We start from the raw sequence: 26,519 nt of genomic DNA, 5'->3' as shown, positions 1-26,519 counted from the left end.
TTCTTCATGGAACCTCCTCGGGAAAGGGGACGAGAAAATTCCACTTCTGGCGTCAGCTAATGGGCGGGGGGATTACCAACAGATGCGGTTGATGTAGACGCGATGTAGCAACAAGGCAATGAGCATGATCGCAAAGACCACTCCGAACTCGGGGATCTGCTGGATGACCTTCATCACGAAGGGGACGCATGCCGCCGCTAATGCCAGCATAAACATCAGCAGCGTCATTGCGGTCGCAGCGACCATGATCCGCCGCAGCTGTTTCAGTTCTACAGTCTGTTTTCCCTCCGCTTGCATTGTCTTCCAGGCATTCAGAACATCTGCAATTAGTCCCAGAAGCATCGACACGACAGCGAAATGCAATACAGCACAGATGATGGCGACATACTGCGCAAGGTCCAGCAGCACAGCGAATGAAGTGCTATAGGCCAGGACAACCAGACTGGCAGTAAGTGAGGTCGTCACCAGTAGGAGGGTCAGCGTGCGCCGAACACTCCTGGCTGACGGGTGCCAACGAGCGTGCTGAGGGAAGAACGCCTTATCCATTGCATCGCTCCTGCGAGTTTTATTCGGCTAACGGAGATGTAGTCAGACGGAGGGACCGACTTTGCGGGATGCTGTCATGAAACGCGTTTTGAAAACGCGCGCAAACATCTGCGTCGAGACGAGGTTGAAGTATTTGGATAGGTTACGACGTAAGTGCTGTGGCAGGATTGACCGGCAAACAACAATCGGAAGGAGCGCCTACCGTGCAGAAGGTGAATGGGGCGTTGTTGTGGTAGGGATGGATCCATAGAAGTCATCATTCTGCGCAAATGACTGAAGGGCGATGGTGTATAGAAAGACCGCTACGGATGGTCCGCACTTCTTCACGGATTTTCCTTCTTTAATAAACACTTGTGCTGCCATAGGTATACAGGATTTTAGGCTCGAAGAGTTGCTAGTGCTGCGTTCAGAAACTCTTAAAAACTGGTTCCGTACACGCTGTATATATCGTCTTGCACTGGCCGCCAGAATTTTCTTTTTTGCAAAACGAAATTGCATTCCTATTTGCGACCTCAATGGATGGGCCGGCTGCAAAGCCCCTTATAATGGCTCCCCGACGCTCTGGTTCAGCGATTGCTGCACACCGATTTTCATAAACATAAAGAACGCTGCATTTGTCCTGACTTGCTCCTTCGCACTTCTCTAGCGCATCTTGCTGGGCTTCAGATTTTTTTAGTTTTCCAGTAGATACGCCTAGATTTTCATTGCCATCACCGGCAATTGCACCCCACGTCTTGATCCATTTTCCTGTGGGACGCGGCGCGGGCGCTGGTTGCTCCTGATAGTATCCAGCTGGAATAGGCCCGCAGGAAGCCATGCTGCCGTTGGACTGAGCAGGAATCTGACCGGCCGGACAGCCTTGTTCAGCCCAAGCGCTCAGAGAGACGAATAAAAGTGGAAAAGCCAAATGAATCACTTGTCTCATAACTGCATTACCTATAAATATTGATAGACCATCAGATGCATAACGTCTCGATTAAGCACTCTGATCTCCACCTTGTCCAGCTTGTCCGCGCGAGCCGGCCGGCTGTGATGTTTGCACAGGTGTCGCGCCAGTAATTTTAGATGTCGCATGTGAGGTGTTGCCTGCGCCTCCACTTTGCGGTTGTTCGCTACCCCTCGCAATCTGCTGCGGCATATACGACCCAGCCGGCTGCCCCTGCGGTCCTGGGCTCGATCCGGTGGGGCCACCAAATGCCGAGAAGTGCATGAAGTTACCCATGTTGCCCTGCCACACCGCAGCGGCCATGGTCGGTACGCTGATGATCAGTACGGTCATCAGCAACCCGATGCCGCCCTGCTGCAGGGCCTGGGTCGACAGGCCTTCTGCATGGCCCAGGGTGATGATTTCGGCGGCCCAGTAGGCCTTGGCCACCTTTGTGGTGAACTCGAGCACCATGGCCGTGACCACCGAGAGCATGGCCATCGAGAACAGCGTACCGATGACGTAGAACAACCACTTCTTGAACAGGTCCTTGGTCTGGTCGAAGATCAGCGCCAGGATGAAGATCGGCCCAATGCCGATCAGGAAGGCCATGGTGAACTTGAACAGCAGCAGCATCGCCCCGGCCGCCATCGGCGGGCTGGCTGTGCCGAAGCTGGCCATGAAGATGGCACGGCTCTTCTTTTCCAGCACTTCGGGTTCATTGGGTTCGACACGGACCGCATCTAGCGCGGTCAGCGCCAACTGCGTATAGGCCAGGTTCTCGTCGATGGCATCGGCGGCGGTGCTGCCTTCATCACCGGTGAACAGCCCATGGATTTCCTTGTCCAGGTTCTGGGTCATGCTCTGGTGCAGCATGGCGCCATTGACCCCCAGGGCCGAAGCCAGGCTGATGATGATGGCGACCTTGCCGGCCTTGATCATCGTGGCCATGGCGCTCTCGCGCGACTGCCCGGTAGCAATGCGGTAGCCCAGGATCAACACCCACAACGTGGTCACTGTCAGCGCGATGGTGCTGACCCAGCGCATGGCGCGGGTCATCAACTGCAGGCCGAACTCCTGGATCTCGTTGCTGAAGTAGTCGTTGACCAGTTTGAAGAAAACGAAGTCGCCAAGGCCGATATCGGCCAAGGGCTGCAACCAGCTTGCCGCACGCGGCGCACACCGGGCTACCGTGGCAGTGGGCATCGGGGTAGTCATCGGTGCGATCCGCTCGATCATGGCCTTACATTACACGTGCAGGCGATTGCTGAGTCATGTCCGGCTGCGACCGCTGCGTATCCAGTGCCTGCGACTGACGGATACTTTCCTGCAGGGGAGGCACGGTCTCGGATAGATCCACCTTGACCCGGAAGCCGGGTGTCTGCCCGACGATCCAGACACTGTCTTGATGCGACGTCACGCTTTGCAACTGATCGGGACGAATGATGCCTGCACGCTTGGCCTCGACCGTGGCGTGCATAGCCTCGGCGGGCGAGGTGCCGGCAGGGAGTTTGCTGTGGATGGCCTGATAAAGGGGGTCGTTGGGAACCGATGCGGATGCAGGCTCGGCGAAGCGACCGCGCGGTGCTGTTGGTGCTTCCACTTCGCTGCCAGACGCGCCCAATGGCATTTTCCAGCCGGGTGCGACATACGTCGGCACGTGTTCGTTTTGCATGTTCCGCTGCACCTCCTGCCAGCGCGCAGCTGCCATCTCTGCAGTTCCGGCGCCGGGTGCGAGCGTGCCACGCAATTGGTCGATGCCATCGGTCAGGGTCATCGCTTGCAGGCTTCTTGCACCGACGGTTGCGCCTAAGCGCATCGACGCAACGTCGTCGCGGTACTTGTCGATCATCGGTGCGTACTGCTGCGCCAACTGCTGCGTCCTGGGATCTTCCAGCACTGAGCGATCCGGCTTGCCATTGCCGTCCACGGGCAAGAAATTATGGATGCGGTGTGAGTCGCCCAGAGGGATCGCTACAAAGGGATTGCGCGCATCCAGCATACTGTGGGTATTGTCGTAACCGGTTTTTTCCAGCGTGGCAATCTCCTGCTGGGTAGCGTAGAGCTTGACTTGGCCGTAATGCTTGCTGGCAGCACTGACCGCATCGCCAGCCATCACATGATTGATGACATCGGTACCGCCTTCGGGAATGCGCCGATCCAGGCTGACTGCACCATAGGCATTGAAGGTCTCGCCCTTCAGCCCGTAGTGATGAGCCGTGACCTGTGCCAAGTCGCCCCCGAGCGAGTGGCCGGTGACGGTGACTTCGGGGGCCGCTCCATCCTTACCCGTTTTTTGCGCATAAGCCAACGTATGTCGTGTTAGTTCAAGCGCATCATCCACTTGGCGGTTATGACGTGCAGCAACCATGCCACCATCCGCGTAGGCACCATCTTGTTTTGGTTGACGCTCGAACTCCGTGCCTCGATGAGCAACGACAATTTCGTTTGTATCGACGCGTTGATAAATGATGCCCTGGTAGCCTGATGCGCTATCAGTGTACTCCAGGCGGCGATAAGAAATTCCGCCTATATTCACTGGGCTGCTGTTCGCTCCGACTTCCTCGGGACGGTCGTAAACATCTTTCGAAAGCGCTGCATATTGCTGGCTGGTGAGGCTCATAATTGAACCCTCTCTGCAGTCAGGGTTACTTTGAAGATGTTGTTTCGCGCGTCATCCTTGAATTGATCGACAGAAAGTCGACCGCCATCCGGGAAGTTGTCCATATCCTCCTTGGGATAACGACCTTTCCAGAAATAGGTGATCTTGGGTGCTGAGCTATGAATCTCGCTCTTAAAGAGGACTGGCTGAAATCGTGTTTCCTCTTTTTTTCCAGTGGCTTTCAATGAGATGCCAACTCCATTGAGTTCAAATACGCACACGCCCTTACCGTAGTAGTCCGCATCGACCATGCCATCGGCATAGATCGTTGCTAGGTAAGTGGAAGCATCACGCTTTTCGAAGTGGATGGGAATCCCATCTTCTTTGGGCTTTGTCGACATGCCTAGCGAACGATCAAAAGGCGTGCATGCATCACGGTTAGTCATTTCATAGAACGCAGTTCCCGACACCCACTCAAACGGCCCGGGCGCATCCTCGATGGTCATCGTGATCCGGTATGCCTGCGTCGGATGCGGGTTTTTCCGGTAGACCGGATCGTCGTCGGCGGTAGTCGCGTCGGTGTCGTGTCTTTCAGAAGCAGCATTCATCGGGTTGCATCCTGCTAAAAAAAAGAAAAGGAGACAGCCAACAATCTTGATTTTGAAATACCGGTTCATGCCGCCATCGTACGTTGTGCAGCCTGCTTGGCAGCCGTGATGGCATCGGTCAGCCGTCTGCAGATGCGATTGATGTTGACGTTATGAAGCAATAAAGAAATGAGCATCAGCGCGAAGACCATCCCAAATTCGGGTATCTGCTTCATTATCTTCATCAATGGGGGGGCGCAAGCAGCAATGACGGCGAGAAAAAACATCAACAGCGTCATGGCGGTTCCACTGAGGATGACACGCCGCAACTGTTTCAGTTCAGCGGTCTGTTTTTCTTCCGCTTGCAGTTTTCTCCAAACAGCCAGGGCTTGTGCAACAAACCCCACAAGCATCGTGACGACAACAAAGTGCAGGACGGCTCCGACGATGGCTGCATACTGTGCAAGTTCTAGCAGGACACCAAGCGACGTGCGATAGGCCAAGACGACCAAACTGGCGATGAGCAAGGTTGTCAGTAACAGTATGCTCAGCATGTGGTGAATGCTGGCGACTGACTGGTCCCCATCTCGGTCATGAGGGGGCACCACTCTATACATTACTCAGCTCCTGCACGTTTTATTCAGCTAACGGCAAACCTTTAAATCTCCTATGTCAACGGAGTCGGTGGCTGTTAGATGCTGAAATTCCTATGTTAGTCAGCTAAATACTGAATGCATTATTGATATAAAGTAACATCAAAATTTTTGAAAAACTTGCTGCGAACACGCTACGTAAATCACTTTGCAGTCTGCGCTGGGATTTTTATCTACGCACATTCTTAATGCCTCAGAATTTGCGTCTTGTTCAGTTGATTGCCTGGAAAATTGGATAACCCCGTTTGCAGCTGTTACTCCGTTAACCTGTGGCTCACCGATTGCCATGCACTGATTTCTAAAAGTTGTGGCGATACGGCAATTTTGTGCGCCAGCCTTTAAGCAGCGTGCCATTGCAGCCTTTTCAGCATCCGATTTGGAAGGTAATCCGACTGGCACGCCGTAACGAGGAGTTGAATCGATCATTCCTACAGCTACCGCACCCCAAGTTTTTAACCATTTACCGCTAGGGCGGGGGGCGGCCGGTTCCTGCTGCTGATAATAACCGGGCGGAATCGGACCGCAAGACATGATGCTGCCATTTGCCTGCGCGGGAATTTGTCCAGCCGGACAGCCCTGTTCGGCGAAGGCAGGATTAGTTAACGTTAGGCCAAGAAAAAGCAGTAGCGTTCTTAGCATTATGGGCCTCATTGCATTTTAATCTAAATGATCCGATTTTGATCATTAATATTAGCAGCACCTCGGGATCCTGGTGAAGCAACATTACTGTTAGCTGTAGTGCTTCCTGACATCCTTCCAGAGTTCAGATCAGACAATCCTACTTGATCTCCTGATCTAGGCCCATCATTTGGTCGCTGCTGCGGCACATACGACCCAGCCGGCTGCCCCTGCGGTCCGGGGCTCGATGCGGTGGGGCCACCAAATGCGGAGAAGTGCATGAAGTTACCCATGTTGCCCTGCCACACCGCTGCCGCCATTGTCGGGACGCTGATGATCAGCACGGTCATGAGCAACCCGATGCCGCCCTGCTGCAGGGCCTGGGTCGACAGGCCTTCTGCATGGCCCAGGGTGATGATTTCGGCGGCCCAGTAGGCCTTGGCCACCTTTGTGGTGAACTCGAGCACCATGGCCGTGACCACCGAGAGCATGGCCATCGAGAACAGCGTACCGATGACGTAGAACAACCACTTCTTGAACAGGTCCTTGGTCTGGTCGAAGATCAGCGCCAGGATGAAGATCGGCCCGATGCCGATCAGGAAGGCCATTGTGAACTTGAACAGCAGCAGCATCGCCCCGGCCGCCATCGGCGGGCTGGCTGTGCCGAAGCTGGCCATGAAGATGGCACGGCTCTTCTTTTCCAGCACTTCGGGTTCATTGGGTTCGACACGGACCGCATCTAGCGCGGTCAGCGCCAACTGCGTATAGGCCAGGTTCTCGTCGATGGCATCGGCGGCGGTGGTGCCCTCCTCACCGGTGAACAGCCCATGGATTTCCTTGTCCAGGTTCTGGGTCATGCTCTGATGCAGCATGGCGCCATTGACCCCCAGGGCCGAAGCCAGGCTGATGATGATGGCGACCTTGCCGGCCTTGATCATCGTGGCCATGGCGCTCTCGCGCGACTGCCCGGTAGCAATGCGGTAGCCCAGGATCAACACCCACAACGTGGTCACTGTCAGCGCGATGGTGCTGACCCAGCGCATGGCGCGGGTCATCAACTGCAGGCCGAACTCCTGGATCTCGTTGCTGAAGTAGTCGTTGACCAGTTTGAAGAAAACGAAGTCGCCAAGGCCGATATCGGCCAAGGGCTGCAACCAGCTCATCGTTCCGTGGAAAATCCCGTCCATTACCGCCTGCCTGTGTGTCGTGATGAGGACTGCTTGCCTGCCTGGTCAATTGGATAGGGCTTTTTTCAGCGTTGCGGCTTGAACGACTTGACCTAAAGGTTTGAGCCAGCTGTTCGTTCCACCATCCATTGCAGCTTTGGCCAGTCGCGTCTGGTCTTCCTTGAGGGCGGCAATGTAGCTGTCATACGCTTTCATCTGCGCTTGCCAGTAGTCCAGGTCCATCGCGTTGCGTGCCACGAAGCGTTGGACTTCGTTGTTGTTGGCCGCCAATGCGCCCTCGCTGGTACCGCCGTTGTCGCGCTGCTTCTCTACTTGCTTGAAATCGTTGTTGCGTTCGATCAGGCGCCTGATCATCCGCACCGACTCGTTGTATTGCGCATTTTTGGCCATCACGATGCGCGCACAGACCTTCATCTGCTCCTGCACCAGCCCGCCGCCCATATCGGGGGCGATTGAAGTGAGCTGCTCCATGATCATTCCTTTGATGCCGCTCGTAGCAGCGCCTGGGCAATCTTCCTCCAGGCCATAATCCGATGGGCGCTCCCCGAAATTGTCGACCATGACGGGTCCCCGAAAGTTTTTCAGCCGCTGCAGTTTGATGAGCTGCTGATTGTAGTGATCGAGTTGCTGCTGATACTGCTTGAGCGTATCGGTCCACCGCTTGGCCTGTTCCGCATACTCCGCGATATCCTTTCCCTCTCCCGTCGGGTTAACGACGACCACTTGCGCGTTGGCGGAGCCTGCGCACAGTCCAATGGTTAGCAGCAGGCCGGCGGCAAGGCGGGAAATCGGATGGCGGAGGCGGCGGGAGCGTGCAGTCATGGCGAGTCTCGTCGATCTTTTCGGTGTAGGTGGGTGGCGGGAACGGCGATAACAGAAACAGCAACGGATGGCAGATGCGCGTTCAGCGGGACAGTGCGGCTTTATAAATCATGCGCTTGTCGCGAGTGAGTGAGGCCGTTTTGTCCCGGACACAGACTCCCTGGCGGCACTTGCTGACCACCGGGGAAGACTGGAGATGATTGCCTGCTGGGCCATGATCCTTATGCGCGATGAGGCAGGTTTGGTGCGAACTGTGGCACACACTTAACCAAAATTCTACTAATGAGGTAGGGCTGTACTCCCGGGGGGAGTCGCCCAGGCGCGGCTGGGCTTGTTCTGTCAGTTTTTGTAAGGGAATCCCTACAGTCGATCGCGGCATTTGCCTGCATGGCAGTCTTTCTTTGCCAGATGCCAGATGCCAAGCCCGGTAACGGTCAATAGGCAGCGGGCGCGGCATGGCTCCAGCCGGGCTGAAGCTCCAGCACTGTCGCAGTCGCCCAGGCTGGCGGCCGTCCTCCGCCCCGCTCAGCCCTCCCAAACCGGCAATTTCTTCGCCACCGCTACATTCTTCAATGTCACATACTTTGGCAGGCCGTCACTGCCGTAAGCCAACGGCGCTTCGCCCTTGATCAATGGGGCGAAGTAGCGGCGGGCGCGCTCGGTGATGCCGAAGCCGTCCTTGCGCAGGAAACTGGGCGGCATCTTCTTTTCGTGGTTGGCTACCTTGTGCAGCGGGGCGGGCACGATCTTCCAGCGGTACGGCGCGTCGCTGACGCGTTCGATCACCGGGATCACCGCGTTCATGCCCTTGAGTGCGTATTGCACCGCTGCTTTGCCGACGGCCTGGGCCTGTTCCCAGTCGGTCTTGGAGGCGAGATGCCGCGCGGAACGTTGCAGGTAATCGGGCAGCGTCCAGTGCACCTTGTAGCCGAGTTCCTGCTTGACCTGCGCGGCGAGAAACGAGGCCACGCCGCCGAGTTGCGCGTGGCCGAACGAGTCGGCCGTGCCGCCGGCATCGGCGACGAAACGGCCCTGCGCGTCCTGGATGCCTTCGCTGGCCACGACCACGCACCAGCCGACTTTTTCCACTACCTGCTTGACCTTGGCCAGAAACACGGCCTGGTCGTAGGCGCGCTCGGGCAGCAGGATGATCTGCGGTGCATCGTCGGGACCTTGGCCGGCCAGGCCTGCCGCGGCGGCGAGCCAGCCGGCGTGGCGGCCCATCGCTTCGTAGATGAAGACCTTGGTGGAGGTGTCGGCCATGGCGGCAACATCCAGTGCGGCCTCGCGGACCGACACCGCGGTGTACTTGGCTGCCGAGCCGAAGCCGGGGCAGGTATCGGTCACCGCCAGATCGTTGTCGATGGTCTTGGGCACGCCGATGCAGTGCAGCGGGTAGCCATAGGCCTTGGCCAGCTGCGAGACCTTCCATGCGGTATCGGCCGAGTCGTTGCCACCGTTGTAGAGGAACCAGCGCACGTCGTGCGCGCGCAGTACATCGAGCAGGCGCTCGTATTTGGCGCTGTCTTCTTCCAACGACTTGAGCTTGTAGCGGCACGAGCCGAATGCGCCACCCGGGGTATGCGCCAGCGCGGCGATCGTGGCGGCGGACTCCTTCGAGGTGTCGATCAGCTCCTCGCGCAAAGCGCCCAGGATGCCGTTGCGTGCGGCCAGTACCTTGATCTTGCGCGCGCGCGCCTCGGTGATCACACCGGCGGCGGTGGCGTTGATGACGGCAGTGACGCCGCCGGATTGGGCGTACAGCAAGTTGCCAGTGGACATAGGGGACGGGCTCCTTACATGGGAGATGGCGCAGGGGACAGTGCCGGGACATTCCCCGGATGCGGTAAGCTGCACGACCATACGGTCAGCGCTGGCGAAGACCTGAGTCTAACGCCGCCAACCGCAACGCGTTTTTATTCGAAAGTGGAGTCCACTGATGCGATTGGTTCTGTTGGGACCGCCCGGTTCGGGCAAGGGCACCCAGGCGACACGTCTCAAAGACAAGTTTGGGATCCCGCATATTTCCACCGGCGATCTGCTGCGCGCCGAAGTGGCCGCCGGCTCACCGCTGGGTCTGAAGGCCAAGGAAGTGATGGCACGCGGCGATCTGGTCTCCGACGAGATCCTGCTCGGCATGCTGGAGGCGCGGCTCGGTCAGGCCGATGTCGCCAAGGGTTTCATTCTCGACGGCTATCCGCGCAACGTGGCGCAGGCCAATGCGCTGGACGACCTGCTCGGCAAGATCGGTCAGCCGCTGGATGCGGTGGTGCAGCTGGATGTCGCCAGCGAGTTGCTGGTCGAGCGCATTGCCGGCCGCGCCAAGGCCGAGGGCCGCGAGGACGACAATCCCGAGTCGGTGCGCAAGCGCCTGCAGGTCTATACCGACTCCACGGCGCCGGTGATCGGTTTCTACGAACAGCGCGGCAAGCTGGCACGCGTGGACGGCGTGGGCTCGCTGGATGAAGTGTTGGAGCGTATCGGCACCGCGCTCGGTCGCTGAGCCGGGGTGGGTGGGCCGGGCAGTACGTCTGGCCCGCACAGATGCGCGCCGGCGGCCGGCGTGGCGTCACAACCCATTGATTGCGCAAAAGAAAAACCCCGGGCGTACAAGACGACCGGGGCAGAATAACGCCAGTAATGAGCTTGCTCAGAGCCCCACAGCATGAGCTCCCTGGGGATTTGGCCTCTTGGGGAGTAGGACCAAAGGGGTGCTGCGACTGGCGTTCAGCATAGTGATGGATGTGACGTAGTTCTCATATCGGGAAATTCCTGACAATGCGGTAGGGGTTTCCTGACAACACGGTCGGCGGTTGCATGGAATGGCCCGCAACTCCGGCGATCGGCGACAATGCGCCCCATGACCAAACTCCACATCCTCGGCATCGCCGGGACCTTCATGGGCGGTGTCGCCGCCCTTGCGCGCGAACTGGGCTGGCAGGTAGAGGGCAGTGACCAAGCCATCTATCCACCGATGTCCACCCAGCTGGAAACCCTTGGCATCGCGCTGGCACAAGGCTACGCGCCGTCCAATATCTCGGCAGATGCCAGCGATGTGGTCATCGGCAATGCCTTGTCGCGCGGCAACCCGGCGGTGGAAGCGGTGCTCGACGCCGGTCGTCGCTACAGCTCCGGTGCGCAGTGGCTGGCCGAGCGGGTGCTGCCGGGCCGCGACACGCTGGCGGTGGCCGGCACCCACGGCAAGACCACCACCACCACCATCCTGAGCTATCTGCTGGACGCCGCCGGGCGCGCGCCGGGCTTTCTGATCGGTGGCGTGGCCGAGGACTTCGGCGTGTCGGCGCGGTTGGGCCAGGGACGTGAATTCGTGGTGGAAGCCGACGAATACGACACCGCCTTTTTCGACAAGCGCAGCAAGTTCGTGCACTACCGGCCGCTGGTGGCGATCCTCAACAACCTCGAGTACGACCACGCCGATATCTTTCCGGACGTGGCGGCGATACAGCGCCAGTTCCATCATCTGGTGCGCACGGTGCCGGCGCGCGGGCGGCTGATCGTCAACGGCGAGGATGCGCGCCTGGCCGAGGTGCTGGCGATGGGCTGCTGGACGCCGGTGGAACGTTTCGGTTTCGATGCGGCGCTCGACTGGAGCGCACGCTTGATCGCCGCCGACGGCAGCGCGTTCGCGGTGCTGCTGCGTGGGGTGGAGATCGGCCAGGTGCAGTGGCCGCTGGTCGGGCGGCATAACGTGCTCAATGGATTGGCAGCACTGGCGGCCGTGCATGCGGTCGGCGTGGATCCGGCGACGGTGATGCCGGCGCTGGCGCACTTTCAGAGCGTCAAGCGTCGGTTGGAGCTGCTGGGGCAGGCAGGCGACATCACCGTGTACGACGACTTCGCCCATCACCCCACCGCGATCGCGACCACCTTGCAGGGCCTGCGTGCGAAGGTCGGGGCGGCGCGCGTGCTGGTGGCGATGGAGCCGCGCAGCAATTCGATGCGGGCGGGCGCGCATGCGCAGGCGTTGGCGCCGTCGTTGCGCGATGCCGATGCGGTGGTGTTCCTGCATCGCCCCGAGCTGGCCTGGGATGCTGCTCCGATCATCGCGCAGGTGCGCGGTGATGCGCATGTGGCGCATGACGTGGAAGCACTGCTGCAGACCCTGGGCGAGATTGCACAGCCGGGCGACCATGTGGTGTTCATGTCCAATGGCGGTTTCGATGGCGCGCCGCATCGCTTCCTGGCGCAATTGTCCCGATGACCGACCTCACGACCAACGCCGACACCAGCGCATTGCCGCTGTTTCCGTTGCACAGCGTGCTGTTGCCGGGCGCGGCGATGGGCTTGCGCGTGTTCGAGCGCCGCTACCTGGATCTGGTGCGCGAGTGCGGCCGCACCGGCACCAGTTTCGGTGTGTGCCTGATCCTGGACGGCACTGAAGTTGGCGTGCCGGCAACACCGGCAGCATTCGGCACCGAAGTGCGTATCGAGGATTTCGATGTCGGCGCCGACGGCGTGCTGGTGTTGCGCCTGCGCGGCACGCGTCGCTTTCATGTGCGGCGTTCGCGTATCCGCGACAACGGGCTGGTGGTTGGCGAGGTGAGTTGGTGCGAGCCAGACAGTGACGACGAACTGCGGCCCGAGCATGGCCTGCTGGCAACCGTGCTTGAGCGCATGCTCGAACAGGTTGGCGGCGAATTTGCCTCCGCCGGGCCGGAGCTGCTGGATCAGGCGGCATGGGTCGGCTGGCGGCTGGCCGAACTGCTGCCGTTGACCGAACAGCAGCGTCTGTCGCTGTTGCAGCAGGACGATCCGCATCGACGCCTGGATCAATTGCTCGCCTGGATGCCGTGACGCGCTGAGACAACCGCGCGCGTGACCCATCACCGCGCTTGCACCGCTGCAACGGCACACTCGCCACGCTTGAGTGCGCTCACGATGGCATCCATGCAGTGGATGCGCGCATTGGCGTCACTCGTTATCGATCCACGGAGTGTGCCTTGATCATCGATGTCAAACCGCGTGTGGCGGATGTGTTCAGTCAGGTCTGGCGGACCCTGGCGGTGTTGTTCGTATGGGACGTGTTGATCACCATCATCTACTACGTGCTGCCGTTCCGCGCGCCTGCGTTGCCGCTGACCATCTTCGGTTCGGCCCTGGCGTTGTTCCTGGGCTTTCGTGCCAACTCGACCTATCAACGCTGGTGGGAAGGGCGGGTGCTGTGGGGCCAGATGATCAATGCGTCGCGCAATCTGGTGCGTTTGAGCGTCAGCATCCTGTCCGCGCCGGAAGCGGCAGCGCTGGGCCGCACCATCGCGTTGCGCCAGATCGCCTACGTCAATGCGTTGCGGTGCCAGCTACGGCGGCTTCCGGTGGCGATGGCGCTGGAGCCGCGCCTGCATGCCGACGAAGTGGCCGCAGTGATCACGCGCACCAATGTCGCCAATGGCCTGCTCGACACCACTGGGCGCAACGTCGAGCAGGCGCGTCGTGATGGCTGGATCGACAGCATTCAACAAGCCAGTGTCGAGCGCATCCTGGTAGACATCGCCAACGCGCAGGGCGGCATGGAGCGGCTGAAAAATACACCGTTGCCGTATCAATACCGGTTCTATCCAAACCTGTTCACGCGGCTGTTCTGCGTCCTGCTGCCGATCGGCCTGGTGGAGACGTTGCAATACGCAACGCCGGTGGGGTCGACCGTGGCCGGCCTGATGTTCCTGGCGGTGCTCAAGATCGGCGATGAATTGGTCGACCCGTTCGCCAATACCATCCACGATCTGCCGCTGGACAGCATGTGCCGCACGGTGGAAATCGATGCATTGCAGGCGATTGGCGAACAGGCGCCGGAGCCAATGCAGCCGGTGGATGGCGTGTTGTGGTGAGTGCATCGCGCCTTGACCAATGCGGCTTGTGTGCATCCAAACGGCGCTAGACACCCGGAATCTTGGTTGTCTTGAAGTGATTGGACAGGGCGGACAGATTACTTGCAGGGCGACTGGCCTGTGGCTTGGCTGCAGGGCCCTTGCCCGCCCACCATCGCGGGACACGCTGCAAGTACGTCCATGTAAGCTCTTACGCGGCATCCATGCCGCGTAAGGTCCCGTGACGGTAGACGGGCAAGGACCCGTCGAGATGGTCGGCGTGCATGGTGCAAGTAATGCATGAGGTACTTCTACTTCGCTAGCTCACATGTAATTCTGCGACCCGCATCAGCAGGCCAATGCAACTCGCGAGACGGCCAGCTTTTTACGCAGCTACCGACCAACGTCCTGGGGCGGTGTCCTTGCCGATTGCGGGACCGTGTGGCGGCATGGATGCCGCCACCGAGCCTCCACGGACGGATGCACGGCGTGTCCCGCGAGCGGTGAGGGCACCGCGCCCTCGACTCACCAGGCTGTTGACCTAGACATTCGGCTGCATCTAAGCGACGCGAACACGTTGACGCCATCGCTACAGCGTTCAAAGGTTTTGCTGGCAGCTCTTATGTACAGTACTGCGCGCGCGATCGCTGGCCGATCACCGCTGTTGCCCGATCGTTCAAGGGCGCTGTTGTGACGGACCCGATGCAGCCGGATCGGACGCAGTGGTTTGCGTCTGCGGTGCAGCGTTGTCCTTGTTCTCTCGCCGCAACGCATTTCCCGACGTGCTGTCGATCAGGATTACCGGTACCTGCGAGCGTCGACGCTGTTCCAGGCGATGCGGCAACGGGTCCAGTGCCTCGCGCAAGGCGCTCAGTGCTGGATCGACCCCACGCAGCGGATACCACAGGCCGATCAGGCTGAAGTGCCGACTGTAGCGCAGCGTCTGGGTGCTGCCCACCCACAACGGTTGGGCGCCGGGCTGCAGGCGTGCGGCCGCCGGCCACAGGCGCAACACATGCACATGGCCGGGCGCCGCGTGACGCACCATCAGCAGGGCTTCGACCTGCGTGTCCAGCGTGGCCGGCAGAATCGGCACCTCGTCCGGGCGGCCGCTGACATCGAGCAGATGCAGCGCCTGTTCCCAGCCGGCCTGCGGCTGTACCCGCCAGCCGCGCGCTTCCAGCTGGCGCTGCAGCGGTGCCAGCGGACCGGCCAGTTGCACGTCCAGCGGCCAGCGCTGGTCGTCGTCGAATTCGTTGCGGCGTGCGGGCAGCAGGCGCCACTGGCCGTTCCACCAGTCACTGGCAGGCAACTCCATCAGCAACGGCGGCGGTTCGAACTTAGCCAGCTTGGTGTCCAGATTGCGCGGCGCGAACACGATCGCGCAGGCCAGGAACACGCCGTAGAAGATCCATGAGACCGGCTTGACCCAGAACGCGCGGGTGGCGCGACGGCGATAGGCGATGCCCAGCACCAGCAGCCAGAAGATGCCGAACAGCATGCCGCCGACCACGTCGCTGAGCCAGTGCGCGCCCAGGTACAGGCGCGCGAAACCGATCAGTGACACCATCGCGCCACTGACCAGATACGGCCACACCCGGCGCCGGCCCGGCAACTCGCGCGCGATCAGCAGCGCGAAGAAACCAAAGCCGATCGTGGCCATGGTGACCGCCACCGACGGGAACCCGAAACCGCTGCTGGCCGCCGGCGGGCGCACCACCTGCACGGTGGCGCCCAGCAACTGGGTCAACGCCAGGCCGAAGGCCAGCGCGATCACCCAATGCGTCACCGCCATCCAGCGGCGCCGCCAAGCCAGGTAGCCCATCGCCGCAGCGATCGCCGGCAGCAGCACCTGCCAGTCGCCCAGCGAGGCCAGCGCCACCATCGGGTAGTCGGCCAGCGGGTTGCGCAGCGCCAGCATCAGATCGTGCACGGCCAGGTCCACGCGCAGCGGCTCGCCATGTGCCAGCACCACCATCAGCAACACGAACCAGCCCCAGCCCAGCAGCAACAGCATCAATGCCATCATCGCCAGCGGCACCGACTCGCGGCGGCGCGGGTCGAACACGCTGACCGACCAGTTGCCCAGGACCGGATGCCGATGCGACCACTCCAGCAGCCGCGCCAGCAGGGCATCCAGATGGCCGGCCGACCAGCGGTAGGAGTACAGCACCATCGCCCAGGCCAGGCCGATCACTGCGGCCAGCAAGGTGACCACCACGAACAGGCGGCCGGCCACCGCGGCCACCGCGTCGTAGGCGGTGCCCAGCACCCAGCCGGGCACCAGGAACAGCAGCGCCCACGAGATGCAGGCCAGGCCGCTGGCGACCAGATAGCGCTTGAACGGCATGTGCGACATGCCGGCGATGGCCGGCACGAACGGGCGCACCGCGCCCACGTAACGGGCGATCAGGATGCTCTTGAAGGCATTGCGCCGAAACAGCAGCTCGCCACGCTCCAGCAACTGCGGGTAGCGGCGGAACGGCCAGTAGGTGTGCAACTGGTGACCCCACCGGTGGCCGACCCAGAAGCTCAGCGTATCGCCGACGAAGGCGCCCAGGGCGGCGCAGGCTACCGCATACGGCCCGTTGATCTGGCCCAGCCCGATCAGCACACCGATGGCGAACAGCAACGGCAGCGCCGGCACGATGGCGCCGAGCACGATCACCGCATCGGAAAATGCAATGGCAAAGATCGCCACGCCAGCCAGGGTGGGGTGGTGTCCGATCCACTCCAGCGTGGCGTCGATCCATGAATTCATCCGGCGATTATAGGTGGGCATGGCGACGAGGTGACTTGCGCCGTCGTCACATCGGCCTGTCCGCTTCACCTCGGGTTGCGAGCGGATAGCGCCGCACGCGGGTGTGACACGCAGGCAGCGCGCGCTGTGGCGATGCAGGCGCCCCGCCTACAATGGGGGATGAGTGACGATCCCGCCGCCAATCTGCCGCTGAAGTCCGATACCTTCGGGCGCATCATGTTGATCCGCGACGCCGATCGCCTGTTCGTGCGGCGCGACCTGAGTGTGGCGCCGTGGCTGTTGCGCGGGGTGGCCTGGTGGCTGGCGCGTCGCGAAGCCTTGGCCTTGCGCCAGCTGGATGGCTTGCCACGCACACCGCGGCTGTTGCGCTGGGACGGGCGCCATCTGGATCGCAGCTATCTGGCCGGCGATGCGATGTACCGGCGCCCGCCGCGTGGCGATCTGGCCTACTTCCGCAGCGCGCGCAAGTTGTTGCAGCAGTTGCACCGCTGCGGGGTGGCGCATAACGATCTGGCCAAGGAAGCCAACTGGCTGGTGCAGGACGACGGCAGCCCGGCGGTGATCGATTTCCAGCTGGCGGTACGCGGCAATCCCCGAGCGCCCTGGATGCGTCTGCTTGCCCGCGAGGACCTGCGTCACCTGCTCAAGCACAAGCGCATGTATTGCCCGGCCGCGATCACCCCGGTTGAACGTCGCGTGCTCAAGCGCACCTCCTGGGTCCGCAAGCTGTGGTTCGCCACCGGCAAACCGGTCTACCGCTTCGTGACCCGCCGCGTGCTGCACTGGGAAGACAACGAGGGGCAGGGGCCGAAGCCCTGAAGTGCCGGGAATCGGGAATCGGGATCAGGGAATCGGTAGGGCGCATCGCGGCAGCTGATCGTGCGTCGGCTGCTGAACGCTCAAGGCGCTAAGCTTTTGCGATTGCCCATTCTCGATTCCCGATTCTCATGACCTTAAACGGCAAAACCCTCTTCATCACCGGTGCCTCGCGCGGGATTGGCCTGGCGATTGCGTTGCGGGCGGCGCGCGATGGCGCCAACGTGGCGATTGCGGCCAAATCGGCGGTGGTCAATCCCAAGTTGCCGGGCACCATCCATAGCGCAGCCGCAGCGGTGACGGCGGCCGGTGGGCAGGCGCTGGCGCTCAAGTGCGATATTCGCGAAGAAGAGCAGGTGCGTGCGGCGGTGGCCGCGACTGTCGAGGCGTTCGGCGGTATCGACATCCTGGTCAACAACGCCAGCGCGATCTGGTTGCGCGGCACGCTGGACACGCCGATGAAGCGCTTCGATCTGATGCAGCAGGTCAATGCGCGCGGCAGCTTTTTGTGTGCACAAGCGTGCCTGCCGCATCTGTTGCAGGCGCCCAATCCGCACATCCTCACGCTGGCGCCGCCACCGTCCTTGAACCCGGCGTGGTGGGGCGCGCATACCGGTTACACCCTGGCCAAAATGGGCATGAGCCTGGTGACCCTGGGGCTGGCAGCCGAGTTCGGCCCGCAAGGCGTGGCAATCAATGCGCTGTGGCCGCGCACGGTGATCGCCACCGATGCGATCAACATGATCGATGGCGTGGACGCGGCCGCGTGTCGCCGGCCGGAGATCATGGCCGACGCGGCGCATGCGGTGCTGACGCGCGAGGCGGCTGGATTCCATGGCCAGTTCCTGATCGACGACGAGGTGCTGGCCCAGGCCGGCATCACCGACCTGAGCGGTTATGCGGTCGACCCGTCGCGGACGTTGTTGCCGGACCTGTTTCTCGACTGAGCGCGGCCCACATTGCAGCGCGCGCTTGTTGGCTGGATACGCGAGGCGGGGCGAAAAATCGGCGCTCGGGGGGTGCCGCGATTCGGGTGAGCGGTGTGGCCGACCAGCGGCCGCGCCTTGGAAATCCAGCCGCTCGCGCAGATCCTGGAGCGAGCACAAGGAGTTCACAGTAGGGTTTGCTATCGTACGCCGCTGAAAACGTTTCCAACAGGGATGTATCGCGCGTGTCTTCGATGTTCCGTGTGCTTGTTCTGGCGGCTGGCGTGTCCGTCCTGGCGGCTGCCTGTGGCGGCAAGTCGCAGCAGCCTGTCACCAGTGCCGACACCAAAACGACTGAAAGACAGCTGGATTCCTTGCAGGGCGTCAACGCCAAGCTCGGCGCCTATATCGACTGCTTCAACCGCATCAACGCGAAGGTTCACGCCGGTGCCAGGTACTACACCGGCTGGATGCAGGACCCGTTCGCCGGCCCGACCGGTCGCAAGTCCGGCATGACCGGTCCGTACGATATCGACGACAACGACATGCAGCAGTGCGATGTACCGGTCAGTGCGGCCGCTGCGGCAAAACCATCGCTACCGGTACTGGACAAGGCGGCCCGCGACTATCGCGCGGCATTGAAGGCACTGCAGCCGATCAGTCACGCGGTAGCCGATTACTACACGCGTCAGGACTACGAAGATGACCAGTTCGCCAAGGGCAAGCAACTGCACCCGGAGCTGATGGAAGCGCTGGCGACTTATGCCGATGCCAGTACCGCCTTCAGCGCCGAACTGGACCTGCAAAACGACGCGGCGCAACGCGAAAAACTCAAGACGCTGGAGCAGGGCGAGGGCCGCACACGCGAGTACTACAAGCTGGCAATGATGCTCGAGGCCAAGAAGATCGCCGATGCGCTGGAAGAGGAGCAGTTCGACGTGCCACGTGTCACCGCACTGCTGGACGGCTTCAACCGTCTCTCCGATGAGGCGCATGCCAAGGTGGCGGACCAGGAGCCTGGCAAGCTGAGCTGGAACAGTTTCGAAGCCGCCGCGGAAACTTTCCGCAGACAAGCCAAGGCGCGGGTGAAACGCGTGGTCGAAAAAACGCCCTATAGCAAGATGGAGCAGGGCTGGCTGAACAACCCCTCGCTGGCGCCCGAAGGCTCGTCGCGCAAGTTGCTCAACAGCTACAACGCGCTGGTGTCCGAAAGCAATCGTCAGTAATGACTGCTGTCCTCAGCCATTGCGCGCGTGCCGACGATCGGCTGCGTCAGATGGCATTCGGCCGCACGCTGCGGCGCCCATTTCTTCAACCCATCACTGGAACCCGAAATGACCCTTCGACTTCGTTATGCGCCGCTTACCGCGGCGATGGCCTTCGCCGCGCTGCTTGCCGGCTGCCAGAAAGACGCACCCGCCGCGGCAGTGGAAGGCGCCGACAAGATCAATGCCTACATCACGTGCTTCAATGGCGTCGAGCAGCCGATCCATGAAAGCTACCAGCAATACATCGAGTGGATGCAGGATCCCGAGGCTGGCCCGACCGGCAAGGAAAGCGGTATCCATGCACCGGGCACGGTGCTGTCGCATCACGTGGACGAATGTGGCGCGCCGATGACTGCGGCCCTGACGCAAACACCGGCCAACCCCGAGCTCGATCCGGTGGCCAAGACTTATCAGGAACGTTTCACCACGCTCAACGAGCGTATCGGGGAAGCGGTGCGCTATTACGACCGCGAGGATTATCTGCGCGACGACGGCAAGGGCATGAAGGCGCTGCACGCACCGCTGATGCAGGCCTATCACGCGTTCTTCGAAGCCGGCGAAGCCATGAATGCCGCACTCGAACGTAACGAAGACATGCGCCGCCAGGCGCAGATCGATGCGATCGAAAAGGAAGAAGGCCGCAGCGCCTCCTGGTATCACCTGAAGATCATCGGCGAAGGCAAGCAGCTGGTGCAGGTGCTCGACAGCGATACGCCGGATCTTGCGGCGGCGCAGTCCCAGCTGGCGCGTTACCAGGGCATTCTGGAAGAGGCGCAGAAGGCCAAGGTCGGCCAGGGCGATGCGATGTGGGGCCACATGGAACGCTCCGCCGACAAGCTGGCGCGCGAGTCCGGGCGACTGGTCGAACGTATCCGCACCAAGACACCATTGAACAAGAGCGAGCAGATGCTGCTGGAAAGCGGCTCGCTCCCGCCGGGCGGCACGCGCCAGGCCGTGCTGGCCAGCTACAACGATCTGATCGACATGAGTAACCGCATGTCGCATTGATGCTGTGCACGCATCTGTGTCGCGTTGCGTAAGCACATCGAGCAGATGATTGTGCAAGCCTCAAAGGTGCTGAAATCTTGACATTCAGCGTCGTTAGATGGTCTCAAGCAAAACTGGTCGAGGGCGCGGTGCCCTCACCGCTCGCGGGACACGCCGTGAATCCGTCCGTGGAGGCTCGGTGGCGGCATCCATGCCGCCACACGGTCCCGCAATCGGCAAGGACACCGCACCAGACAGTTGGTCGGCGCTCACTCGAAAAGCTGTCTGTAGTGCGGTGTGCATGCCGAGGAGAATCACATCCCCGGCTGAGCCATAGCGGTGAGAGCAGCAGTTTCTTCAGCCGCTCTTAGTCGACGATGAACTCGGCGCGGCAGCCGTCGTTGACCCACACGCCGTCGCGGCTCCAGCCCCAGGTCTGGCCTTCTACGCATTCCTTTTTGGAGATCTGCCGGCCCACCCGTACCTGGCGCTCCACCGAGACGCCACAGTTGCGGCGTGCGCCCTTCTTCGATTCGCAGGTCACCATGCGCGGCACCGCCACGAAACCGGAACCGTCCTCGGCAGCGACTTCGAATTCGCCATCGCAGCCGCGCGACACCCAGATTTCGTTACGGCGCGCGCCCCAGCTGTGGCCTTCCTTGCACGGCCAGACAGAGCGCTGGCGCAGCAAGCGCACCGGCGCGCCACGCAGCACCACCGGGCAGACCACCTTGCCGCCGTTGGAATCACAGCGCACCACACGGCGCATCTGCGGGGCGCTCGGCACCCGCGCGGTCGCGAACTCCGCGCGGCAGCCCTGTTCAACCCACACGCCATCGCGTTCGATATCCCACTCGCTGCCGCGGATGCAGCTGGTTTCGGACAGCTGACGTACCAGCTGCACGCCATGCTCGGTATCCATCGCGCAATGCACGCGTGCCATGTCCTTGGACTCGCAGCGCACCACGCCAGTGGCGCGCTCCGCCGCGCGCGCATCGGCGAGCATCAGCAGCGGCAAGCACCACAAACCGCATAAGCTGATCAGCCACTTCATGCCGACAATCCTCACCCAAACACACTCTGCGCCGCGCCCCCGTGGACGCCACGATGAGAGCATCATCGATGTGAAGATAGCAATACGGTGGCGATGACAGCGGGATGGCAGCGGGCGCGCGCCAGACGCGACGACGTTACGCCTGGCGCGCTGCTGGCATTGCCGGGGTCAGGCGCGGGCGAACGCGAATGCCAGCACATCGGCAATCTGCGTGGTGCCGCGCATGGCCATCAACAGCCGGTCCACACCGACTGCCACGCCGGCGCAATCGGGCAGGTGCGACAGCACTGCCAGCAGGCGCTCATCCACCGGCAGCTGCGGCAACCCGCGCGCCGCACGCACCGCGTTGTCGCGCATGAAACGCGCACGCTGCTCCTGCGCATCGTTGAGCTCGTGGTACCCGTTGGCCACCTCGTAGGCGCCCAGATACAGCTCGAAGCGTTCGGCCACCGGCGGGTCGTCGTGGCGGATGCGCGCCAATGCGCATTGGCTGGCCGGCCAGTCGTGCACCACGGTCAGCGTGTCGCTGGCAAAGCCCGGCTGAAGGCGATGGGTCATCAGCAGATCCAGCCAATCGTCGCGGGTCAGGCCCTGTGGATCGATCGCGATGTCGTGCAGCGGTGCGCGCAGTGTTTCGATCGGATCGCGCAATGGGTCGATACCCAGCGCCTGCACAAACAACGCCCGATAGCTCAGTACCTGCACCTGCGCCTGGCGCCCAACCAGCGCAAGCGCGCGGCGCACCAGCGCGACGGTTTCCTGCGCCAGCGCGCGATCATCCCAGCCCACCCGGTACCACTCGAGCATGCTGAACTCGGGATTGTGGCGGCCGCCGGCCTCGCCATTACGAAACACCCGCCCCAGCTCGTAGCAATCGCCCACCCCGGCGGCCAGCAGCCGCTTGAGCGGATATTCCGGTGAGGTGCGCAACCAACGCACCGGCGCGCCGGCATCGACATGGCCGCTGAAGCGCGTGCTGAAACTGTCGATATTCGGCTCGGTATTGCCGGCCTCCGACAGCACCGGCGTCTCCACTTCCAGCACGTCGCGCTCGGCGAAGAAATCGCGGATCAGCGCATTGAGCCGCGCGCGCAACCGCAACGCGACCAGGTCGACCTGCGCTGCATTCATGGCTGTTGGCCGTGCTCGCCAAGGAAGGCCAGCAAGCGCGCCTCATCCCAGATCTCCACACCCAGCGACTGCGCCTTGTCGAGCTTGGACCCGGCCTCTTCGCCGGCCACCAGAAACGCGGTTTTCTTGGAGACGCTGCCGGCGACCTTGGCGCCCAGCGCTTCCAGGCGTTGCTTGGCGGCATCGCGGGTGAGCGCAGCCAGGGTGCCGGTGATCACCACGGTCTGGCCATCGAGCGGGCCCGTTTGCAGCGCATCGGCTGCGGGCAGACGCGACAGCACCGTTTCCATCGCCTGTTGCGCGGCGCTGGCCAGGGCTGCGTTTTCCGGCCGCTCCAGCCATTGCAGCAACGACGCCACCACCGCCGCCGGAACGCCGGCCTGCAGCAAGGCATCGGACCCCGCATTGCGCAGCGCGTCGAACGAAGCCACCGCGGCAGCCAGTTGCTGCGCACGCACCGGCGTCACCTTGGGGATGTCCATGTCTTCGAGCACGCTGGCAAAGCTCAGCGCCTCGCGCAGCTTGGGCGATGGCGGATGCGCATCGCCGATGCGCACGCCACGCTGCAGCAGGTCGTCGATGGCCTGCTGATTGCCGGGCTGGTCGAGGAAGTGCCCGAGCGAGCGCGCCACTTCGCCACCGATGTCCGGTACGCGCTTGAACAGCGGCCACGGCAGATGGCGGATCAGTTCCAGATCGCCGAACCACGCCGACAAGGCCTTGGCGGTGCTTTCGCCGACATGCTCGATACCCAGCGCGAACAGGAAACGCTCCAGCGTGGTCTCGCGTGATTGCTCGATCGCCGCAATCAGGTTTTCCGCCCACTTGGTGGCGATCTTCTTGCGGTTCCAGTCAAAAGGCGGCAGGCCGGCGCGCAACAGGTCCGCCTGCCAGGTGTGCGGCACCTCGCGCTCACCGGCCAGGTCCACACCGATGCCGACCACGGTGGTTTCCAGCTGGCCATACGCACCGCTGGCCAGATGCTCGCGCGCCTCGCGCAGGAACGCATGCGGGCTCTCGGCGGTGCTGATCAGGCGCAGTTGCAGCAGTTGGTCCACGGTGAGCAGATACAGATCGGCCACGCCCTGCACCACACCGCTATCGACCAGCACCTCGATGAATTTCTCGCCCAGGCCATCGACATCCATCGCGCGGCGCGAGACGAAATGCCGAAACGCTTCCTTGCGCTGCGCCGGGCAGGTCAGCTCGCCGGAGCAGCGCCACACCGCCTCGCCCTCCTCGCGCACGATCTCCGACCCGCACACCGGGCATTGCGTGGGCATCTGCCATGGCTGGGTGCCCGGCGGCCGTTGATCGGCGACCACGCCGGCCACCTCCGGAATCACATCGCCGGCACGCCGCACGATCACGGTATCGCCCACGCGCACATCCAGCCGCGCGATCTGGTCGGCGTTGTGCAAAGTGGCATTGGTGACGATCACCCCGGCCACGTGCACCGGCTTCAGCCGCGCCACCGGAGTGGCCGCACCGGTACGGCCGATCTGGATCTCGATCGCCTCCACCGTGGTGGACTGCTCCTGCGCCGGGAACTTGTGCGCGATCGCCCAGCGTGGCGCGCGCGCGACAAAGCCCATCTCGCGCTGCCCGGCCAGATCGTCGAGCTTGTAGACCACGCCGTCGATATCGAAGGGCAAGCCATCGCGCGCCTCACCGATGCGTTGGTAATACGCCAACAGGCCGTCGCCGCCCTGCACCACCTCGACCAGGGCGCTGACCGGGAAACCCCACGCACGCAACTTCGCCAGGATCGCCGAATGCGTCTGTGGCAACGCACCTTCGCTCACTTCGCCCACGCCGTAGGCAAAGAAACTCAGCGGGCGCTGCGCAGTGATGCGCGCATCCAGCTGACGCAGCGAGCCTGCAGCGCCATTGCGCGGATTGGCCAGCACCTTGCCACCCTGCAAACGCATCTGCGCGTTGTAGGTCTCGAAGGCGGCGCGCGGCATGTACACCTCGCCGCGCACCTCCAGTACCTGCGGCCAGCCTTCACCACGCAGGCGCAGCGGAATCGCCTTGACGGTGCGCAGATTGGCGCTGACATCCTCACCGGTGGCGCCGTCGCCGCGCGTTGCGCCCTGCACGAACTCGCCGTTTTCGTAGCGAAGGCTGATCGCCAGGCCATCGAGCTTGGGCTCGGCCGAGAACAGCGGCTGCTTCACCTCCAGCCGCTCGCTGATACGCCGTACGAACTCGGTCACTTCCTCGTCGCTGAAGGCATTGCCCAACGACAGCATCGGCAGGGCATGGCGCACTTCGGCAAAGCGCGAGGCGGCCAGGTGGCCGACGCGCTGGGTCGGCGAATCGGCGCTGGCCAGCTCCGGATGCGCGGCCTCCAATGCCTCCAGTTCACGCATCAGGCGGTCGTAGTCGACGTCGGCCATCTGCGGCTCGTCGAGCACGTGATAGCGGTAGTTGGCATCCTCGATACGATGACGCAGGGCGTCGATACGCTGCGCGGGGTCCGGGCTGACAGTCATGCGATCGCGGGGCTGGCTCTGGGCCGCCCATTCTAACGGGCCGTGCCGGGGTGCAAGTGCGGCCCGACAGCCGAGCAACCGCGAGACAGCGAGCCCGGCAGGGATTTCCCGATAGGCAGACAGGCACAAACCCGATAGCGTGGCGCCCTCTTTGCCTGCTCATCTGGAGCTCACCCGTGCCGTTGCCCGTCTCGCGTCGTTCGTTTCTCAGCCTCGCCAGCGTTGGCGTGGCAGTTTCCGCACTGGGCCTGGCCCCTGCGGCCGGGGCAGCCCGCAAGCGCGCGGCTGCGCCGGCCAAGCCCGGTGTGGCGCCGGCAGCGGGCGCGGTGTTTCTCAACCTCAACGAGCATCCGCTTGGCCCCGCACCGGCCGCACTGGATGCCGCAACCCGCTCGCTGACACGCGCGGGCCGCTATCAGGTCGAGATGGAGCAGGACCTGCGCAATCTGATGACCGGCGAGCTGCAACTGCCCGGCGACCATCTGGCGTTCTTTCCCGGGTCCAGGGATGCACTGCATCGTGCCGGCAGCCTGTTCACCTCGGCACGTGCCGGGCTGGTGGTGGCCGACCCGAGCTTCGACCCGATCGTCGACAGCGCCACCGCCCGCGGCGTGCCGGTACGCAAGGTGCCGTTGCGGGCCGATGGCGCGCACGACGTCAAGGCGATGGCCAAGGCCGACCCGACTGCCGGCCTGATCTACCTGTGCAATCCCGGCAACGCCAGCGGCGCCATCACCCAGCGCGCCGACATCGAGTGGCTGCTGGCCAACAAGCCGGCCAGCGCCGTGCTGGTGGTCGACGAAGCGTATATCCACTACAGCAACGAGCCGTCCGTGGCGGACCTGGTGCGTCAGCGCCAGGACCTGATCGTGCTGCGCAGCTTTTCCAAGCTCTACGGCATGGCCGGCCTGCGCCTGGGCGCCGCGCTGGCGCCGCCAGGGCTGCAGACCAAGCTCGCCAGCCTGGGCAGCAATCCGTTGTCGGTCCCAGCAATGGCCGCCGGCATCGCCAGCCTGCGCGACCCGCAGCTGGTGCAGACCCGTCGCGCGGAAAATGCTCGCGTGCGCGACGACACCATCGCCTGGCTCAAGAGCAAGGGCTACACCTGCCTGCCCACGCAGGCCAACTGCTTCCTGCTCGACGTCAAACGCGACGCCGGCGTGTTCGCCGATTCGATGCAGAAACAAGGCGTCATCGTCGGCCGCAGCTGGCCGATCTGGCCCAAGCGCGTGCGCGTGAGCGTCGGCACCGAAGCGGAGATGCTGCGCTTTCGCGAGGCGTTTACCAAGGCCAAGCGCTGAGCACTAAGCACT

At 62.5% G+C, this 26,519-nt stretch carries 23 protein-coding genes; 9 read left to right on the top strand and 14 right to left on the bottom strand.

Annotation, left to right across the window (positions count from 1 at the left end):
- Nucleotides 1-72: 72 nt before the first annotated feature.
- The 10 genes from LL972_RS04435 to LL972_RS04390 form a co-directional block, all read right to left on the bottom strand.
- Nucleotides 73-546 carry a hypothetical protein gene (locus LL972_RS04435; protein WP_228326558.1) on the bottom strand — a complete coding sequence of 158 codons (474 nt, stop codon included), beginning with the start codon at nt 544-546 and terminating at the stop codon, nt 73-75.
- A gap of 406 nt (nt 547-952) precedes the next feature.
- Nucleotides 953-1,471 (bottom strand): DUF4189 domain-containing protein, encoded by a 519-nt coding sequence (locus LL972_RS04430; protein WP_228326557.1) that lies wholly within the window; start codon nt 1,469-1,471, stop codon nt 953-955.
- A 51-nt stretch (nt 1,472-1,522) separates the two neighbouring features.
- Nucleotides 1,523-2,689 carry a type IV secretion system protein gene (locus LL972_RS04425; RefSeq protein WP_228326556.1) on the bottom strand — a complete coding sequence of 389 codons (1,167 nt, stop codon included), beginning with the start codon at nt 2,687-2,689 and terminating at the stop codon, nt 1,523-1,525.
- Nucleotides 2,690-2,714: 25 nt separating this feature from the next.
- Nucleotides 2,715-4,094, bottom strand: coding sequence for a DUF6792 domain-containing protein (locus LL972_RS04420; RefSeq protein ID WP_228326555.1), 1,380 nt, complete (start codon nt 4,092-4,094; stop codon nt 2,715-2,717).
- Nucleotides 4,091-4,750, bottom strand: coding sequence for a hypothetical protein (locus LL972_RS04415; protein WP_228326554.1), 660 nt, complete (start codon nt 4,748-4,750; stop codon nt 4,091-4,093). Before LL972_RS04415 ends, LL972_RS04420 begins: the two co-directional genes overlap by 4 nt.
- On the bottom strand, nt 4,747-5,214 hold the full coding sequence (locus tag LL972_RS04410; protein WP_228326553.1) for a hypothetical protein: 468 nt from the start codon (nt 5,212-5,214) through the stop codon (nt 4,747-4,749). The genes LL972_RS04415 and LL972_RS04410 overlap by 4 nt, the downstream gene beginning before the upstream one ends.
- Nucleotides 5,215-5,415: 201 nt before the next feature.
- Nucleotides 5,416-5,952 carry a DUF4189 domain-containing protein gene (locus tag LL972_RS04405; RefSeq protein WP_228326552.1) on the bottom strand — a complete coding sequence of 179 codons (537 nt, stop codon included), beginning with the start codon at nt 5,950-5,952 and terminating at the stop codon, nt 5,416-5,418.
- A gap of 23 nt (nt 5,953-5,975) precedes the next feature.
- Nucleotides 5,976-7,118 (bottom strand): type IV secretion system protein, encoded by a 1,143-nt coding sequence (locus LL972_RS04400; protein ID WP_228326551.1) that lies wholly within the window; start codon nt 7,116-7,118, stop codon nt 5,976-5,978.
- A 45-nt stretch (nt 7,119-7,163) separates the two neighbouring features.
- Nucleotides 7,164-7,940 (bottom strand): hypothetical protein, encoded by a 777-nt coding sequence (locus LL972_RS04395; RefSeq protein ID WP_228326550.1) that lies wholly within the window; start codon nt 7,938-7,940, stop codon nt 7,164-7,166.
- Nucleotides 7,941-8,465: 525 nt separating this feature from the next.
- Nucleotides 8,466-9,722 carry a 6-phosphofructokinase gene (locus tag LL972_RS04390; RefSeq protein ID WP_228326549.1) on the bottom strand — a complete coding sequence of 419 codons (1,257 nt, stop codon included), beginning with the start codon at nt 9,720-9,722 and terminating at the stop codon, nt 8,466-8,468.
- Nucleotides 9,723-9,879: 157 nt separating this feature from the next.
- Between LL972_RS04390 and LL972_RS04385 the strand changes: the two genes are divergently transcribed.
- The 4 genes from LL972_RS04385 to LL972_RS04370 all read left to right on the top strand — a co-directional run bounded on the left by LL972_RS04385 (nt 9,880) and on the right by LL972_RS04370 (nt 13,786).
- Complete coding sequence (locus LL972_RS04385) at nt 9,880-10,443, top strand: adenylate kinase (protein ID WP_104534684.1); 564 nt, start codon at nt 9,880-9,882, stop codon at nt 10,441-10,443.
- A gap of 348 nt (nt 10,444-10,791) precedes the next feature.
- Complete coding sequence (mpl, locus tag LL972_RS04380; RefSeq protein ID WP_228326548.1) at nt 10,792-12,162, top strand: UDP-N-acetylmuramate:L-alanyl-gamma-D-glutamyl-meso-diaminopimelate ligase; 1,371 nt, start codon at nt 10,792-10,794, stop codon at nt 12,160-12,162.
- On the top strand, nt 12,159-12,755 hold the full coding sequence (locus tag LL972_RS04375) for an LON peptidase substrate-binding domain-containing protein (RefSeq protein ID WP_228326547.1): 597 nt from the start codon (nt 12,159-12,161) through the stop codon (nt 12,753-12,755). The genes mpl and LL972_RS04375 overlap by 4 nt, the downstream gene beginning before the upstream one ends.
- Nucleotides 12,756-12,901: 146 nt before the next feature.
- The gene (locus tag LL972_RS04370) at nt 12,902-13,786 is read left to right on the top strand and encodes a bestrophin family protein (RefSeq protein WP_228326546.1); all 885 of its coding nucleotides are present in this window, start codon (nt 12,902-12,904) and stop codon (nt 13,784-13,786) included.
- 655 nt (nt 13,787-14,441) lie between these two features.
- Here LL972_RS04370 and LL972_RS04365 read toward each other — a convergent pair.
- Entirely contained in the window at nt 14,442-16,526 is a 2,085-nt protein-coding gene (locus tag LL972_RS04365) for a bifunctional DedA family/phosphatase PAP2 family protein (RefSeq protein ID WP_228326545.1), read from the bottom strand.
- Between the two features lie 159 nt (nt 16,527-16,685).
- Between LL972_RS04365 and LL972_RS04360 the strand changes: the two genes are divergently transcribed.
- From LL972_RS04360 to LL972_RS04345, 4 genes are all read left to right on the top strand, one after another.
- A complete protein-coding gene (locus LL972_RS04360; protein ID WP_228326544.1) occupies nt 16,686-17,345 on the top strand; it encodes a serine/threonine-protein kinase in 660 nt (219 codons plus the stop codon).
- Nucleotides 17,346-17,473: 128 nt separating this feature from the next.
- Nucleotides 17,474-18,289 (top strand): SDR family oxidoreductase, encoded by an 816-nt coding sequence (locus LL972_RS04355; RefSeq protein WP_228326543.1) that lies wholly within the window; start codon nt 17,474-17,476, stop codon nt 18,287-18,289.
- 224 nt (nt 18,290-18,513) lie between these two features.
- The gene (locus tag LL972_RS04350; RefSeq protein WP_429002110.1) at nt 18,514-19,494 is read left to right on the top strand and encodes a YiiG family protein; all 981 of its coding nucleotides are present in this window, start codon (nt 18,514-18,516) and stop codon (nt 19,492-19,494) included.
- 108 nt (nt 19,495-19,602) lie between these two features.
- Nucleotides 19,603-20,544 (top strand): YiiG family protein, encoded by a 942-nt coding sequence (locus LL972_RS04345; RefSeq protein ID WP_228326542.1) that lies wholly within the window; start codon nt 19,603-19,605, stop codon nt 20,542-20,544.
- Between the two features lie 346 nt (nt 20,545-20,890).
- On the opposite strand, the gene LL972_RS04340 is transcribed toward LL972_RS04345, so the two are convergent.
- The 3 genes from LL972_RS04340 to ligA form a co-directional block, all read right to left on the bottom strand.
- Entirely contained in the window at nt 20,891-21,577 is a 687-nt protein-coding gene (locus LL972_RS04340; RefSeq protein ID WP_228326541.1) for a DUF3011 domain-containing protein, read from the bottom strand.
- Nucleotides 21,578-21,745: 168 nt separating this feature from the next.
- The gene (gene epmA / locus LL972_RS04335; RefSeq protein ID WP_228326540.1) at nt 21,746-22,708 is read right to left on the bottom strand and encodes an EF-P lysine aminoacylase EpmA; all 963 of its coding nucleotides are present in this window, start codon (nt 22,706-22,708) and stop codon (nt 21,746-21,748) included.
- A complete protein-coding gene (gene ligA / locus LL972_RS04330; protein WP_228326539.1) occupies nt 22,705-25,206 on the bottom strand; it encodes an NAD-dependent DNA ligase LigA in 2,502 nt (833 codons plus the stop codon). Before ligA ends, epmA begins: the two co-directional genes overlap by 4 nt.
- 176 nt (nt 25,207-25,382) lie before the next feature.
- On the opposite strand from ligA, the gene LL972_RS04325 reads away from it, so the two are divergent.
- Nucleotides 25,383-26,507, top strand: a complete 1,125-nt coding sequence (locus LL972_RS04325) for a pyridoxal phosphate-dependent aminotransferase (protein WP_228326538.1) — start codon at nt 25,383-25,385, stop codon at nt 26,505-26,507.
- Nucleotides 26,508-26,519: the final 12 nt, after the last annotated feature.

This window comes from Xanthomonas campestris pv. asclepiadis (genome assembly GCF_020784175.1).
Taxonomy (GTDB): domain Bacteria; phylum Pseudomonadota; class Gammaproteobacteria; order Xanthomonadales; family Xanthomonadaceae; genus Xanthomonas; species Xanthomonas campestris_D.
This window is presented reverse-complemented; position numbering and strand designations above follow the sequence as displayed.